Origin of the sequence: Cupriavidus oxalaticus, assembly GCF_038900635.1 — a bacterium.
GTDB lineage: Bacteria > Pseudomonadota > Gammaproteobacteria > Burkholderiales > Burkholderiaceae > Cupriavidus > Cupriavidus oxalaticus_B.
On the sequence record NZ_JAYMRX010000010.1, the window covers coordinates 1 to 14,979 of the forward strand.

The following is a 14,979-nucleotide window of genomic DNA, read 5'->3' on the forward strand; positions in this document are numbered from 1 at the left end:
AGTTGGAACCACCCCTTCCCATCCCGAACAGGTCCGTGAAACGACTCCGCGCCGATGATAGTGCGGATTACCCGTGTGAAAGTAGGTCATCGCCAGGCTCTTATTGTGCAAAACCCCTCGACAGCGTGTGCTGCGAGGGGTTTTTGCTTTGGGGCTAAGGGTTTTGCGTTTATTGCTGTCGGCACCTTGAAGCGCTTTGTCGCTGTTGGTGACATGCTGTCGGCTGTTGAACCGCCTGGTTCCGCCCTCCTGGGCGGGTAACTTTTTGTCCGAGAGCGACAAAAAGTCACCAAAAAGCGCGTTTACGGCCCTGCGGGCGGCCACTCTTATCGTAGTCGGCCGCGGCTCTCGTACGGGGCTGGGCTTCGTTGCAGAGCAGGACTGCCTGACGCCCTGGTGCGCCACGGTGGCTCGGAATTAATGCGATGTTTGAACGAGCCCGGAGCTGTGAGTGGCCCCTGCTGCTGGCGGCAACCTAGGCACGCCTACGGCTGCGCTGCGCGCGGGTCCTAACGTGGCGGAGCTGGCGTCCATGTCCTGGCTCGCGCTTCGGGCTCGGCGTCGCACGCTGGCGACGTGGCTGGCGCATAGGAAAGCCTTGGCTCTGCTTCGGTAAATTGGCTGGCTTTACTTCGCGGGGGCTCCGGCCCTCACCCCGGCCCCTCTCCCGCAAGCGGGAGAGGGGAGCAAACAAGCGGCAGGGAACGGCTTGCGGGCTCACCCGCGATAGCGCCAAGCGAGCGCAGCGATGCGTTCCGAGCCAGAGCCCCTGACCTGAGATGCTGCCGGCGCGCAGCGCAGCCGCAGGCGTTCCTGCGTTGCCGCCCGTAGCAGGGGCCACCCACAGCTCTGGGCTCGTTCAATCACCGCATTAATTCCGAGCCACCGTGGCGCACCAGGGCGTCAGGCAGTCCTGCTCTGCAACGAAGCGAAGCCCCATACGAAAGCCCCGGCCGACTACGATAAGAGTGGCCGCCCGCAGGGCCGTAAACGCGCTTTTTGGTGACTTTTTGTCGCTCGGACAAAAAGTTACCCGCCCAGGAGGGCGGAACCAGGCGGCTCAACGGCCGACAGCATGTCACCAATAGCGACCACAACGCTTCAAGCGGCCGACAGCATGTCATCAACGGCGACCACAACGCTTCAAGCGGCCGATAGCATGTCACCAACACCCCCCAACACCCCCATTACCCTAAACTAACCCCACCCCCGCCAAGCGAAGCCCCCCAATGCTAGCTACCCTGCGCAAAACCACCGACGCGCTGTTCGATACAAACCGTCGCTTTCGGCAAGCCAGGCTGTTCCACGCCACGCGCGTCGCGCTGGCATTGCTGGCATCAATTGCCCTGACCACCGGCATCGATATTCCGCACGGCGAGTGGGCCACCATCACGGTGCTGGTCGTCATCGGTGGGCTCCAGCACCACGGCAATATCCGGCGGCGCGCCGCGGAACGCGGGATCGGGACCCTGATCGGGGCACTCATCGGCCTGGCGCTGATTGTGCAGCAGTCATTCTTTGGCTGGCCGTTGCTGACCTATGCGCTGCTGGCGTTGATCTGCGGCTATTGCGCGTACCATGCCATCGGCCAAGGGGGTTACATCGCGCTGCTGGCGGCGATTACCGTGGTGATTACAGCCGGCCATGGCGAACAGAATATTGCCGATGCGTTCTGGCGCACCGCCGACGTGTTTATCGGTACCGCGATCGCACTCGTGTTCTCCTTTGCGTTGCCAGCCTATGCCTCATATTCATGGCGCATCAGGCTGGCCGGGCTGTTGCGCGCCAGCATGGCGGTCCATACGCGGATGCAGCATGGCTTTGCCGATTCCGCCGAGCTGCGCGCGGCAATGATCGAACTCGGGGCGAAGCTAATCCCCCTGCGAGGGCTGATTCCCTCGGTGGCCAAGGAGACCGGTGTCCCTGCCGCCGAGTTCGAGGAAATCCAGCATGGCGCGCGCGTCTGTATCAGCGCGCTGGAACTGATGGCCACCATCAAGCATGAGGGCGGCTTGCGCGAGGGCGACGATCCAGGCATCGACGCTACCTTGCTGGCCCTGGCAGACGCACTGGAGTCCGGCAAGGCGCCATTGCCGACGCCGTCACCGCGAGCCGCCGTGGCAGACACGGAGCCAGGGCCGCTGCCGATCATGGCTCGGCAGCTGGCCGGCGAGCTGGCCAGCCTGCGCGCCAGGCTTGACCGGCTCAGCAGGCAATATGGCTTTCCGTACGCGGCACGCCTGTAGAACCGTCAGCGCGGCTTGTTGGCCTGCTCGTCGACCTGTGCGCGCAGCCGCTCTTCCTGCTCGCGCAGTTCGGGGGTGAACTCCGCCCCGAAATCGTCGGCCTCGAACACCGGACGGATCTCGATCTCGGACTCTCCCTCCATGGGGTTGGGACAGCGCTTGACCCATGCGATGGCCTCGTCCATCGACTTGACCTGCCACAGCCAGAATCCCGCAATGAGTTCATCGGTCTGCGCAAACGGGCCGTCGGTCACGGTCCGCTCCTTGCCGGAAAAGCGCACGCGCTTGCCTTTTACGCTTGGATGCAGGCCCTCGACGGCGAGCATCACGCCAGCCTTGACCAGCTCTTCGTTAAAGTTGCCCATTGCCGTCAGCAATTCAGTGCTCGGCATCTTGCCGGCTTCGGAATCGCTCGTTGCCTTGACGATCACCATGACGCGCATTGTCTTCCTCCTTGAAGTCTTGGCTGCCGCCACACGGCGGCAGGAGCAAGTCAGCATAGGTGAAATTCACACCGCCTTCAAATGACGCCACGGGCACACGGGAAGGCCCCGAAGATCACCCCGCGATCAGCTTGAGCCCGGCGGGCAGCGCTTCGCCGAAGACCCGTCCCTCGTCCGCGGCATTGAGCTCGACGACTTCGCGGACCATGGCGATCCAGCTTTGCGGCGCGTTGGCGGCTTCGAGGCGGCGCACTACACTGGCCCGGGTCTCGTCGGGCAGGTCGCGGGTGCGGTCGCCGGTCATGCGCGCGATCTGCACCGCGGCGAACGCGGCGGGCTCGACCTTCTTCCAGTCGAGCGCGAGGATTGCGTCGATCCATTGCGTCGCGATCTCCGCCGGCACGACGCTGTGCGCGCTGCCATAGAACGGCATGCGCGCGCCGATGCGGCCCACCGCCCACCAGGCCAGGCTGTTTTCCGATGGCTTGCGCAGCCGCGTCAGCAGCCAGCCGGCAAGCTCGACCTTGGTGTCGGCCGACAGGCGTTCCAGCGATCCGGCCAGGCGCACCATGTCGGCATAGCCGCCCCGCGTGGGACCGGCAGGCTTCTTGTAGTGTCCGCTGCCGGGGGGCTGCAGGTAGAACGCCATGTCTTCGAACAAGCGCAGTTGCGCGCTTTCATCGAGGCCACCGGCGGCGCGCCGCCATAGCGTCCACCACTCCGACCAGTTCTGGGGTTCGTTGACATACTGGATGCCCTGGTCGTACTGCGACCAGAGCTGCTCGACGCGCCATTCGTCCAGCGGATAGCCGAAGCCCGGCCGCACGCAATAGCCGGCCAGGTTCAGCCACAGGCGTTCATGGTCGGCAGTGCGGCGACGTCGCTTGGCGCGTTCCCAGAACGCACCGAACAGCTCGCGCAGCAGCGCGCTGTCCCATTGCTCGCGCGCGCCCAGCACCTGCTCCAGCTGCGCACGCAGCCGCTTGACCTCCTTGGGACCGACGTCCTGCGAGCGCGCGCCGAAGGTGCGGTCGATGGCCTCGATGGCCTGCGGCAACGACGGATGCGTTGTCGCGGGTGCGGGCGCTTCCGCCGGAGCGTCGTTGCCGCGCAGCTGGAACTCCAGCCGCCATCGTTGCGAGGCATCGCCGATGTCGATGCAGTGGACTTCGAGCGTGCCTACTTCGGTCAGCGATGTGCTGATCTGCACCGGCGTCTCGCTCGGACCGCGGGCGCCGCGCGCCGGAACGACAGTGGCGATCGGCGGCAGGCGCACGAAGTCGCCCGCCGACAGGTCCACCAGCTCGCCCGGCTGGTAGACGGTATCGGCGACGGACGACACCAGGTGGAATTGCACCGGATGCCCGACCCGCAGCGCGAAGGTACGGTCGCTGAGGTGCACGGCATGGCCTTCCTCGGTGCCCTTGGGCAGCAGGCAGATGCCTTGCTGCCCCGTCGCACCGTCGTCGAGGACAAGGAAGTAGCTGCGCGGCGAACCGCCACCGATGCGCGGTGCCAGGCCGCTGCGGGCTCTTGCATAGGCGACCGCGCCGCGTGCAACGGCGATGTCGGGATCGGCGTTGTGCAGCACGTGCAGCGGCGCGCCGCGCCACGCCGCCAGCGTTTCGGCAAGGCGGCCTGCCAGTGCTTGCGCGCGGAACACGCCGCCGTTAAGCAGCAGCGTGTCGGGAACGGGCAGGGCATCGTCCTGCTCAGGCGGCGCCTCGAGCGCCATGCGCGACTGCGCGGCGTGCTGCGACAGAAAGGCGGCGACGTGCCGCGTCACCGCCGGGTCGGACGCATAGGGCAGGCCGAACTCGACGATGGCGCCGCGCGCGCGGCCGGGGCGTTCTCCGGATGCAACCTTGGGAAAGAAGCCGTCGACAACGAGTTGCTCGACTTCCTGCCGCGTCACCTCCACCGAGCGCGCGCCGCCGACCAGCTTCGAACCCGCGCCGAGCAGCGTGACCGTGACGGAATCCGGCGCCTGCGCGCTGAGCAACTGTTCCTTGGCCGCGCGGCTGCGAGCCACCAGTTGCGACAGGCTGGAGGCCGACAGCCGCTGGTCCGCGCCGAGGCGCGCTTCGACCAGGTGCGCCAGTGCCAGGTCCATGTTGTCGCCGCCGAGCATCAGGTGGTTGCCCACGCCAATTCGTGTCAACTGCGGCGTCAACTGCGGCGTCAAATGCGGCGTCAAATGCGGCTGTCCGTCCTGCATCTCCACCCGGATCAGCGTGAGGTCAGTGGTGCCGCCACCGACGTCGCAGATCAGCACCAGGCGTGTCTGCGCGAGGTCGGTGTCCAGCGTCTGGCGATGATGAAAGAGCCAGTCGTAGAGCGCAGCCTGAGGTTCTTCGAGCAGCCGCAGCGCGGGCAGCCCGGCCAGGCGCGCGGCCTCGAGGGTCAGCGCGCGCGCGCCTTCGTCGAACGAGGCGGGCACGGTAAGCACCACGTCCTGCTGCTCGAGCGGCGCGTCGGGAAAACGGTGGTTCCAGGCCGCGGCGACGTAGCCCAGGTAGCTGGCGCTGGCGACCACCGGGGAGATCTTGTCGGCGTCGTCGGGCCCGCCCCACGGCAGGATGGGCGCGGTGCGGTCGACCGATGCGTGCGACAGCCAGCTCTTGGCGCTGGCGACAAGCCGGCCGGGCACCTGCGCGCCCAGCGTTGCCGCCAGCCGGCCGAATACGGTCCGGCGCGCGGCGGCGCTGGCGGCGGTCTGCCAGGGCAGCTGCAAATCGTCACCGCTGAGTTCGCCCGGCGCGGCGTGGTAGCGCACCGACGGCAGCAGCGGCCGTGCGGCGACCTCGCCGGGGCTGACCAGCTGGTCGATATCGAACACGCGGATATCGTCCGATCCGGCCCTCGCGTAGGCGACGACCGTATTGCTGGTGCCCAGGTCGATGCCGACGACGTACTGCTTCGCCGGCGAGGGCGCTGCCTCAGGCATCGGCGCTGCCGCGCACGTCGAACTCGACCTTCCAGCGCTCGCCGTTGCCGCGCGGCACCGCTTCCAGCTCCAGCGTGCCGGCCTCGGTTACGCGCGCGTGCAGCCTGACCGGCACGACTTCACCGGGGGTGCGGCCTTCGGCGGGAAGGGTCGCCTGGATTTCTTCCAGCTCCTGCAGTTCTTCCGGACCCCAGAAGTCGAGCAGGGTGCCGACCTGGTCCTGGCGGCGCACCGACGAGCCGAAGAAGCGGAAATGCACCGGCTCGCCCACCACCAGGCCGAATTCCTGCGGCGGCAGCGCGGCATCGGTGCCTTCTTCCATGCCGAACGGCGCCACGCACAGCGCCTGGATCGGCGGCTCGAAGCCGGGCACGGCCGGCATCGACGATTCCACCGCGACGTAGAAAGAGCGCGCGGTACCGCCACGGATGCGCACGCCCTTGCCGCGCCGCACATAGCCGTAGTAGGCCGCGCCGCGTGCCACGGCCAGGTCCAGCTCGGCGCCGCCCAGCAGCCGCGCGGGCGCGGCGCCTTCGCCGGCGAGCCAGCCGTTGAGGGTCTGCAGGATGCGCTCGACCAGCAGTTCCGACTTGAACACGCCGCCGTTGAACAGCACCGCGGTCGGATGCAGGAAGGTCGCGCCTTCCGGCTGCGCGCCCTGGAAGCCTTCCAGTTCGGCCAGCGCCGCCACCTGGCGGCCCAGGAACGCGGCCAGGTGGCGCGTGATGGCCGCATCCTGCGCATACGGCAGGCCGAGCTGCGTCAGGCCGGCGCGCGCACGGCTGACCGGACGGGCCGAGGCCTCGACCTGCGGGAAGAAGCCTTCCAGGATGGTCTGCGTCAGCTCGGCGCGGGTCAGGTCCGTGCGGATCGAACCGCCGATCAGCTTGGAGCCGCGGCTCGGCACGATCAGCGGCACGGTGTCGGTGGCGGGATCGGTCAGCAGCGTTTCCTTGGCCGCGCGGCAGGCGTAGGTCAGCGCGCGCAGCTGCCACGGGTCGGCCTGCGTGCCTTGCGCCGCCAGCTTGCGCGCCACCACGTGGGCAAGCGCCAGGTCCATGTTGTCGCCGCCGAGCAGGATATGGTCGCCCACGGCGACACGGTGCAGCTCCAGGTTGCCGTCGCGCTCGACCACCGCGATCAGCGACAGGTCGGTGGTGCCGCCGCCGACGTCGACCACCAGGATGATGTCGCCGACCTTGACCTGCTTGCGCCACTGGCCGCCGCTTTTCTGGATCCAGCTGTACAGCGCGGCCTGCGGTTCCTCCAGCAGGGTCATGCGGGCATAGCCGGCCGCGGCTGCCGCTTCTGCGGTCAGTTCGCGCGCGGCGGGGTCGAACGATGCGGGGATCGTGACCGTGATGTCTTGCTCGCCGAACGGCGCCTCGGGATGGGCCTGGTCCCAGGCTTCGCGCAGGTGGCTCAGGTAGCGTACCGATGCCTCCAGCGGCGATACGCGCGACACTTCCGGCGGCGCGTCGGCGGGCAGGATCTGCGCGCGGCGGTCGACGCCGGGGTGGCACAGCCAGCTTTTCGCGCTCGACACCAGGCGGATCGGCGTAGCCGCGCCGCGGGTGCGCGCCATCTCGCCCACGGCGAAATCGCGCTCGGCGGTCCAGGGCAGGGCCAGGTCGCCGGGCGACAGTTCGCTCGCGTGCGGCAGGTACAGGAAGGAAGGCAGCAGGTCGAGATCCTCGACGGCGCCCGGCGCGGTCAGCTGCGCGATGGCCTGCACGTCCTGACTGGTCTTCTCGCCATCGCTGGCGCCCAGGTCGACGTAGGACAGCGCGCTGTGGGTGGTGCCCAGGTCGATGCCGATGGCGTAGCGGGCTTCGCTCATAGCTCGACCTCGGCCGGGGCGATCACGGTGGCGTCATGGCGCTCGGCAACGCGCGGCAGGCGCACTTCGTCGACCTTCCAGCCGCGGTGGCTGATGCTGCCGTGGAACGGCGCGTTGCCGACCACGTTGCCGGTCAGGCGGATGGCGGTGGCATCGAAACCGTCGGCCACCGTCACGCGGCTGCCTTCGGCTTCCTCGCGCACCGGGCGGATGGTGAAGTGCTCGCGCAGCACCGCGCGGCAGCCGTCGTGCACCAGGCGGGCGGCGGCGCCGATTTCGGTGTCGGAATAGCCGGCGATGTCTTCCTCGACGAAGTCGACAAAGCGGGCGTCGCGCTGCAGCAGGCCCAGCAGCTGCAGTGCCGCCACCGGGCTGGCTTCCTTCAGCGCGGGAACTGCGGGCCCCGCTGCCGGGACCGGCGCGGCGACGGGGGCCGGCGCTGCCGGCGCCGCGGTCTCGCCGCTGCGCAGCCGCTTGATGGAGGCCGCGAGCTGGCCGTCGCCGAGGATGGCGAAGAAGGTGCCCACGGCAAGCGAAACCCTGCCGAAGAAAGATAGGTTCGAGTCAGTCATGAAAAAGCTCCCGTGGCCCCGTCGGGCCACCCAGACCGGGATTTTGCCCTAACAAGTGTGTCAGCCGGCCACTTTGCGACGAACCGGCCACGGCAGCTTCGCATGTGCCGCCCGGTGCGCGCCGGCCGGCCGGAGATCAGGCGTCCCGCAGGTAGGTCATCAGCCGGTCCGCGCGGCTCGGGTGCTTGAGCTTCTTCATGGCCTTGCTTTCGATCTGGCGGATCCGCTCGCGCGTGACGTCGAACTGCTTGCCGACTTCTTCCAGCGTATGGTCGCTGGCCATGTCGATGCCGAAGCGCATGCGCAGCACCTTGGCCTCACGCGGGGTCAGCTCATCCAGCATCTCGCGCACGACCGCGCGCAGGCCCGCCTGCAGGGCGGCATCGGCCGGCGTGGCGTTGTCCGAGTCGGCGATCATGTCGCCCAGGCTGGTGTCGCCGTCCTCGCCCACCGGCGTTTCCATCGACACCGGCTCCTTGGCGATCTTCATGATCGAGCGGATCTTCTCCTCCGGCATGTCCATGCGCTCGGCCAGCACGGCCGGATCCGGCTCCTTGCCGGTCTGCTGCATGATCTCGCGCGACAGGCGGTTGAGCTTGTTGATCTGCTCGATCATGTGCACCGGCACGCGGATGGTCCGGGCCTGGTCGGCGATGGCGCGCGTGACGGCCTGGCGCACCCACCAGGTCGCGTAGGTGGAGAATTTCCAGCCGCGGCGGTACTCGAACTTGTCCACCGCCTTCATCAGGCCGATATTGCCTTCCTGGATCAGGTCCAGAAACAGCAGGCCGCGGTTGGTGTACTTCTTGGCGATCGAGATCACCAGGCGCAGGTTGGCCTGCGTCATCTCATGCTTGGCCTGGCGCATCTGGCGCTCGGCGGCCAGCATCTTGCGGTTGACCGACTTCAGCTCGGCCAGCGACAGCGTGGCGCGGGCCTGGATGTCGATCAGCTTCTGCTGGTGCGACTCCAGGTCGGGCAGGGCGCGCGCCACGGCGGCGCTGTAGGGGCGGTTTTCCGCCGCCAGTTCCTGGCCCCAGGCGAGGTTGGTTTCATTGCCCGGGAAGCGGGCCACGACGTCCTCGCGCGGCATGCCGCAGCGCTCGACCAGCAGCTGCAGCACCTGGCGCTCGACGGCGCGCACGGCATCGACCATCGACTGCACGTCGGCGCACAGGCGCTCGATGGTCTTCGCGGTGAAGCGGATCGTGCGCAGTTCGTCGCGCACCGTGTCCCGCGCCGCCAGGAAGGCTTGCGACTGGGTGCCGTCCGTCGCCTCTTCGCTGCGCATGATCTCGAACTGCGCGGCCACGCGCGCAAAGCGCTTCAGGCATTCTTCGCGCAGCTGCGCCGAGTCGGTGTCGGCGCCACCGGCCTGCTGGGTCGAGCCTTCGTCGGCATCGTCTTCGTCGCCGTCTTCGTCATCGGCGCTGACGCTGGTGTCTTCGACCTCATCGTCGGCAGCGGGGGCCGCGGCGGCTTCCGCAGTGCTCTCGTCGCTCAGGCCGTCGACCAGGTCGTCGATCGCCATCTCGTTGGCGGAGACCCGCTCGGACAGCTCCAGGATGGTCGCGATCGTCGACGGGCACGCCGAGACCGCATGGATCATGTTGTTCAGGCCGTCCTCGATGCGCTTGGCCAGCTCCACTTCCTGCTTGCGCGTAAGCAGCGTGGCCGAGCTCATCTCGCGCATGTACATGCGCACCGGATCGGTCGTGCGGCCGAATTCGGAGTCGACCGTGGACAGCGCCACCTCGGCCTCTTCTTCGGCCTGGTCGTCGGAGGCGACCGCCGGGCCGTCGCTCAGCAGCAGCGTTTCGGCATCCGGGGTCTGCTCGTAGATCTTCACGCCCATTTCGGCGAACGTGTTGACGATGCTTTCCATCGCCGCCGTGTCGGCGAAATTTTCCGGCAGGTGGTCGCTGATGTCGGCGTGGGTCAGGTACCCGCGCTGCTTGCCCAGCTGGATCAGGGCGCGCAATTGCTGGCTACGCGCGGCAGCCTCGGCCGAGGGATCGGGCTGTGCCGCGGACCCGCCGGGGGTCTGGCCCAGGCCCTTGATGGCTCCTGCATCTCGTGATTTGGCTGCCGTACGTTGTGCGCCGCTTGTCATTGACTGCTTTTTCCTTCGTGAATGGCAATTCGACGGCAGCGCGCACGCTTCGCGTGCATCGGGTCCTGCTGTCGAGGCTAATGAGGGGGTTCGCTATGGCGAGGGGCCGCAATTAGGGGCGCGCCATGGCCTTCGAATTGGGGTCCGACATTGTACAGCCATTGCTGCGTCGCAGCACCTTGCAGTCGCAAGGAAGGCACTGTCGACTTGCCGGAACGGCGTAATCGGTGTATGCGCCGGCCCGTTTTTCGGGTGCGCAGAAAGCCATGAGAGGGCAACATGCGACACATCGATGTCGGCTCCGGAGGCAGATTGCGCTTATAGCTTAGGCGACCCGGCTAAAATCAGGCACGCGGCACAGTTGGTTGCCGCGTCGAATAAGGCCCCCCGAATGCCCATGAATCCCAGAACGATCACGACGGCGCTGCTGCTGGCCGCAATCAGCGTCCCGGCCTACGCCAGCCTGGCGTCTGACGCGCGCGCGTTCAAGCAGAACGTCAAGGCGGCGGGCAAGCAAGGCGGCCACGCGGTGCGCGACGCGGCGCATGCGGTCGGCCGCGGCGCGAAGGAAGCCGGCCATGCCGTCGCCGGAGCGACGAAGCAGGGCTGGCAGGCGACGAAACAGGCAGTAAAGGGCAGCGACTGAATCCGTGCAGGCCGTTCAACAACGTTCCGGCACGAATGCCGGCCTTGCCCAAGCCTGGCTGAGCTACAGCGCGCCAGTGGCCGCCGCGCGTGCGGCGGGCCGTCCCCTGGTCGCACTCGAATCGACCATCATCGCGCACGGCATGCCGTACCCGGAGAACGTGCGCACCGCCCGCGAGGTCGAGGGGCTGATCCGTGGCCTCGGCGCCGAGCCGGCGACGATCGCGGTGATCGGCGGGCGCATCCGCATCGGCCTGTCCGACGATGAACTGGAACTGCTGGGCCGCTCCGGACAGGCGCACAAGGTCAGCCGGCGCGACCTGCCGGCGGTGCTGGCCAGCGGCGAACCTGGCGCCACCACCGTGGCGGGGACGATGATCTGCGCCGCGCTGGCGGGGATCGAGGTCTTCGTCACCGGCGGCATCGGCGGCGTGCACCGCGGCGCGCAGGAAACCTTCGACATTTCGGCCGACCTGCAGGAACTGGCCAGGACCTCGGTGGCGGTGGTCTGCGCCGGGGCGAAATCGGTGCTGGATATCGGCCTGACGCTGGAGTACCTGGAAACGCATGGCGTGCCGGTGCTCAGCTGCGGGCAGGACAACGTGGCGGCGTTCTACAAGCGCGACAGCGGCTTCCGCGCGGACTACAGGCTGGATGACCCGGTGCAGCAGGCGCGCTTTATCCGCGCCAAGTGGGACCTTGGACTGGCGGGTGGCGTGGTGCTGAGCACGCCGGTGCCCGAAGCGGCGGCCATGCCCTCGGCCGAGATCGATGCCCTGACCACGCAGGCGCTGGCCGAAGCCGCCGCGCAAGGCATCACCGGCAAGGCGGTGACGCCGTTCCTGCTGGCCCGCATCAAGGCGCTGACCGGCGGCCGCAGCCTGGCGACCAATATCGCGCTGGTCAGGCACAACGCCGAGGTGGGCGCGCGGCTGGCCCTGGCGCTGGCGGCCACCGGCCCGCTGGCGCACGCGGACAACCCGCCTGACAACCCGCCGGGCAACCCGGGAAGCAACCCGCAAAGCAAGCCGCCGGGCAACCCATGAACGCCAATGCCCCTGCGCCGCTGAATTCCGACGACCTGGCCTGCTTTGTCTGCGTGGCCGGCACGGGCAGCATTTCGCGCGCGGCGCTGGAGCAGGGCGCCGACCAGTCCACGGTCAGCCGGCAGATCGCGCGCCTGGAGGCCAGCCTCGATACCCGGCTGTTCCACCGCACCGGCCGCGGCATGATCCTGACCGAGGCCGGCCAGACCTTGCTCGGCTATGCGCGGCAGGTCTCGGCCACGCTGGCCGAGGCGCGCGAGGCGATCCGGGCATCGACCGCGCAAGGGCCGGCGCAGCTGATCATCGCGGCGCAGCCGACCATCGCCAACACCGCCTTTGCCAGCATCGGCACCGCTGTGAGGCAGCGTTTCCCGGAGACCCGGCTGCGCTTCGTCGAAGGGCTGGCCAGCCCGTTGCTGGCCTGGCTGGCGGAAGGCGAAGTCGATGTCGCGCTGCTCTACCTGCCCGACCAGCACGGCGCGCTCAAGGTGGACGTGCTGCTGGAAGAAGACCTGACGCTGGTCACGCCGACCTCGTGGAGCCATGTCGGGCCGACGTTCCGCTGCGCCAGCCTGGACGAGGTGCCGCTGATCCTGCCCAGCACCGGCCACGGGCTGCGCGTGCTGGCCGAAAACCTGGTGGCGCGCGCCGGCAAGTCGCTGCAACTGGCAATGGAGTGCGATGCGTCCAATGCCGTGTCGATGCGGCTGGTGGAGGATGGCTGCGGCGCCACGCTGCTGCCGTTCGCCGCGGTGGCGGACCGCGTGGCGCAGGGGCGGCTGCGCTGCGCCAGGCTGGTCGAGCCGGTGGTGACGCGACAGGTCGCGCTGGCCACCGCACGCAACCGGCCGCCGGTGCCCGAGCTGTGGGACATCCTGCAGACCGTGCGCCAGTCGGTGCGCAATACCGTGATGTCGGGCGCGTGGCCGGGCGCCCGGCTGGTCTGATCAGCGCATCCCGCGCCCGCTGCCGTCAGTCGGCAAACCGCTCGCGCAGTGCCTGCGTGGCCTGGCGCAGCAGCACATGGTCCAGTCCCACCGCAACGAAGCTGGCGCCCATGTCCAGGTAGCGGCGCGCATCGGCCTCGACCGGCGTCAGCGTGCCGACAGCCTTGCCGGCCCGCCGCGCGGCCCGGAAGATGCGCTCGACTTCGGCCTGGACTTCAGGGTGGTTGGGGTTGCCGAGGTGGCCGCAGGCGGCCGCCAGGTCGTTGGGGCCAATGAAGACGCCGTCGACGCCGTCGACCGCGCAGATCTCCTCGGCGGCATCGACGCCTTTGCGGCTTTCGATCTGCACCAGCACGCACAGGTTGTCGTTGATCCGCTCGAAATAGCCCGGCATGGTGCCGTAGCGGTTGCTCCGCTGCGTCATCGCCACGCCGCGCGTGCCCAGCGGCGGGTAGCGGGTCGCGGATACTGCCTGGCGCGCCTGCTCGGCGCTTTCCACGAACGGGATCAGGAAGTTGTAGAAGCCCAAGTCGAGCAGCCGCTTGAGCAGGATCGGATCGTTCCACGCGGGCCGCACCACGGGAGCGCTGACGCTGTCCTTCAGCGCCATCAGCTGCGGCAGCAGCGTCAGCGGGTCGTTGGGGGCATGCTCGGTATCGAGCAGCAGCCAGTCGAAGCCGGCCACGCCCAGGATCTCGGTGGTCACCGGGCTGGCCAGCGAGCACCAGCAGCCGATCTGGCGCTGCTGGCCGAGCACGGCGGCGCGGAAGGTGTTGGGCAGCGGCGAATATGGGGCACGGGGTTGGTTAGCCGGGGGCATGCGGTCTGCTTCCTTTTGGTCGGGGGTGTGATGTAATCCTCAGCCCGCCAGCCGCGACAGCGGCCCGGGCGACGTGCCGCGGACCGACTGCACGCGCGCGGCGGCGTCGTCAAGCTGGGCCAGCGTGCCGCTGTCCACCGGGATGGCTTCGGCACGCTCGCGCCGGCGTTGCCGTTCGGGTTCGCCGGGCAGGGCGATGCCGGCCTGGCCGGCCTGGCGGCGCGACGAGCGGACCCAGTCGGCGAAGGCCTGGACTTCGCCGCCAAAGCTGGTGCTGGTGCCAAGGCGCTGCGGGTCGAACACGATCGCCAGCATGTTGTTCCATACCGCGTGGCGGTGCGTCAGTGTCTCGGGCCGGATGGTGTGGCCGCCGGTTACCGCGGCGCCCAGCAATTCGCACATTACTGCCAGGACATAGCCCTTGTGCTCGCCGAACGCCTGCAGCGCGCCCTGCGCGGCGCCGTCGGCGGGGAACATCACCTCGGGCCGCGTGGTCGGCACGCCGTCCGCATCGATCAGGCAGCCGGCCGGCACCTCGATCCCCTTGTTGTGGGCCACGCGCACCTTGCCGAGCGCGATCGCGCTGGTGGCAAAGTCGAGCACCAGTGGCTGCGCGCCCGCCACCGGCAAGCCGATCGTGAAGGGATTGGTGCCGAAGCGCGCTTCGCTGCCGCCGTGCGGGGCGACGATGGGCTTGGACAGCACGTTGACGAAGTGGATCGAGATCATGCCGGCCGCGCAGGCCTGCTCGGCCCAGTGGCCGACGCGTCCCAGGTGGTGCGACTGGCGCAGTCCCATCACGCAGACGCGTGGTGCGACTGGCGCAGTCCCATCACGCAGACGCCATGCGCTTTGGCCCGGCCGATCGCCAGCGCCATGGCTTCCTCGGTCACCGCCTGGCCCATGCCGCGGTTGCCGTCCAGGCTCAGCATGCTGCCGCTGTCGTGCAGCACGCTGACGTTGCGGTTGAGCTGCAGCTCGTCGGCCTGCCATGACAGCACGTACTTGGGGATCATGCCGATGCCGTGCGAATCGTGCCCGCTCAGGTTGGCGCCGACCAGGTGGTCCGCGGTCAGGCGCGCCTCGCGCGCGCCGGAGCCGGCCGCCAGCCAGAGATCGGTGACCCATTGGTGCAGGGCAGGCGTCGCAATTTGGTGTTCGCTCATGTCTGTCTCGATTTGTTCTTGATTGGGATGTCTTCCGGATGACAAGGCGCGGGCCCGGCGAGCTGACATTCTGTCAGCAATCTACCTGCCGGCGGCCACCCCGGCCTTGCATTTCCTGCAAAGCAGGCATGCAGGAAGACGCGAGCGGAAGTGGCCGGCACGGGGCAACAATCGGCGCCGTACCTTTCCCGAAC

General features: G+C 68.5%; 10 protein-coding genes, 1 rRNA gene and 1 pseudogene. 5 read left to right on the forward strand and 7 right to left on the reverse strand.

Translation table 11 applies throughout. The features are described 5' to 3' along the window. Together rrf and VSR71_RS17300 are read left to right on the forward strand one after the other, a co-directional pair. Window positions 1–98, forward strand: a 5S ribosomal RNA gene (gene rrf / locus VSR71_RS17295); the annotation flags it as partial. Window positions 99–1,229: 1,131 nt separating this feature from the next. After that, window positions 1,230–2,246: an FUSC family protein gene (locus VSR71_RS17300; protein ID WP_342915075.1), complete on the forward strand. Its 1,017-nt coding sequence runs from the start codon at window positions 1,230–1,232 to the stop codon at window positions 2,244–2,246. Window positions 2,247–2,251: 5 nt separating this feature from the next. Here VSR71_RS17300 and VSR71_RS17305 read toward each other — a convergent pair whose 3' ends face one another. From VSR71_RS17305 to rpoD, 5 genes are all read right to left on the reverse strand, one after another. After that, window positions 2,252–2,689 carry a YciI family protein gene (locus tag VSR71_RS17305; protein WP_342915076.1) on the reverse strand — a complete coding sequence of 146 codons (438 nt, stop codon included), beginning with the start codon at window positions 2,687–2,689 and terminating at the stop codon, window positions 2,252–2,254. Window positions 2,690–2,804: 115 nt separating this feature from the next. Then, a complete protein-coding gene (locus VSR71_RS17310) occupies window positions 2,805–5,636 on the reverse strand; it encodes an Hsp70 family protein (RefSeq protein ID WP_342915077.1) in 2,832 nt (943 codons plus the stop codon). After that, on the reverse strand, window positions 5,629–7,476 hold the full coding sequence (locus VSR71_RS17315; RefSeq protein ID WP_342915078.1) for an Hsp70 family protein: 1,848 nt from the start codon (window positions 7,474–7,476) through the stop codon (window positions 5,629–5,631). The genes VSR71_RS17310 and VSR71_RS17315 overlap by 8 nt, the downstream gene beginning before the upstream one ends. Beyond that, the gene (locus tag VSR71_RS17320) at window positions 7,473–8,048 is read right to left on the reverse strand and encodes a DUF2760 domain-containing protein (RefSeq protein ID WP_342915079.1); all 576 of its coding nucleotides are present in this window, start codon (window positions 8,046–8,048) and stop codon (window positions 7,473–7,475) included. The genes VSR71_RS17315 and VSR71_RS17320 overlap by 4 nt, the downstream gene beginning before the upstream one ends. 136 nt (window positions 8,049–8,184) lie before the next feature. Further along, window positions 8,185–10,161, reverse strand: coding sequence for an RNA polymerase sigma factor RpoD (gene rpoD / locus VSR71_RS17325; RefSeq protein WP_342915080.1), 1,977 nt, complete (start codon window positions 10,159–10,161; stop codon window positions 8,185–8,187). Between the two features lie 397 nt (window positions 10,162–10,558). Here rpoD and VSR71_RS17330 point away from each other — a divergent pair, with 397 nt between their 5' ends. The 3 genes from VSR71_RS17330 to VSR71_RS17340 are packed head-to-tail and all read left to right on the forward strand — an operon-like array spanning window position 10,559 to window position 12,799. Beyond that, on the forward strand, window positions 10,559–10,807 hold the full coding sequence (locus VSR71_RS17330; protein ID WP_342915081.1) for a hypothetical protein: 249 nt from the start codon (window positions 10,559–10,561) through the stop codon (window positions 10,805–10,807). Between the two features lie 4 nt (window positions 10,808–10,811). Next, the gene (locus VSR71_RS17335) at window positions 10,812–11,852 is read left to right on the forward strand and encodes a pseudouridine-5'-phosphate glycosidase (protein WP_342915082.1); all 1,041 of its coding nucleotides are present in this window, start codon (window positions 10,812–10,814) and stop codon (window positions 11,850–11,852) included. Then, window positions 11,849–12,799 carry a LysR family transcriptional regulator gene (locus tag VSR71_RS17340; RefSeq protein ID WP_342915083.1) on the forward strand — a complete coding sequence of 317 codons (951 nt, stop codon included), beginning with the start codon at window positions 11,849–11,851 and terminating at the stop codon, window positions 12,797–12,799. Before VSR71_RS17335 ends, VSR71_RS17340 begins: the two co-directional genes overlap by 4 nt. Window positions 12,800–12,824: 25 nt before the next feature. On the opposite strand, the gene garL is transcribed toward VSR71_RS17340, so the two are convergent. Together garL and VSR71_RS17350 are read right to left on the reverse strand one after the other, a co-directional pair. Beyond that, a complete protein-coding gene (gene garL / locus VSR71_RS17345) occupies window positions 12,825–13,619 on the reverse strand; it encodes a 2-dehydro-3-deoxyglucarate aldolase (RefSeq protein WP_342915084.1) in 795 nt (264 codons plus the stop codon). Window positions 13,620–13,658: 39 nt separating this feature from the next. Then, window positions 13,659–14,785, reverse strand: a pseudogene (locus VSR71_RS17350) (malate/lactate/ureidoglycolate dehydrogenase). Window positions 14,786–14,979 lie beyond the last annotated feature (194 nt).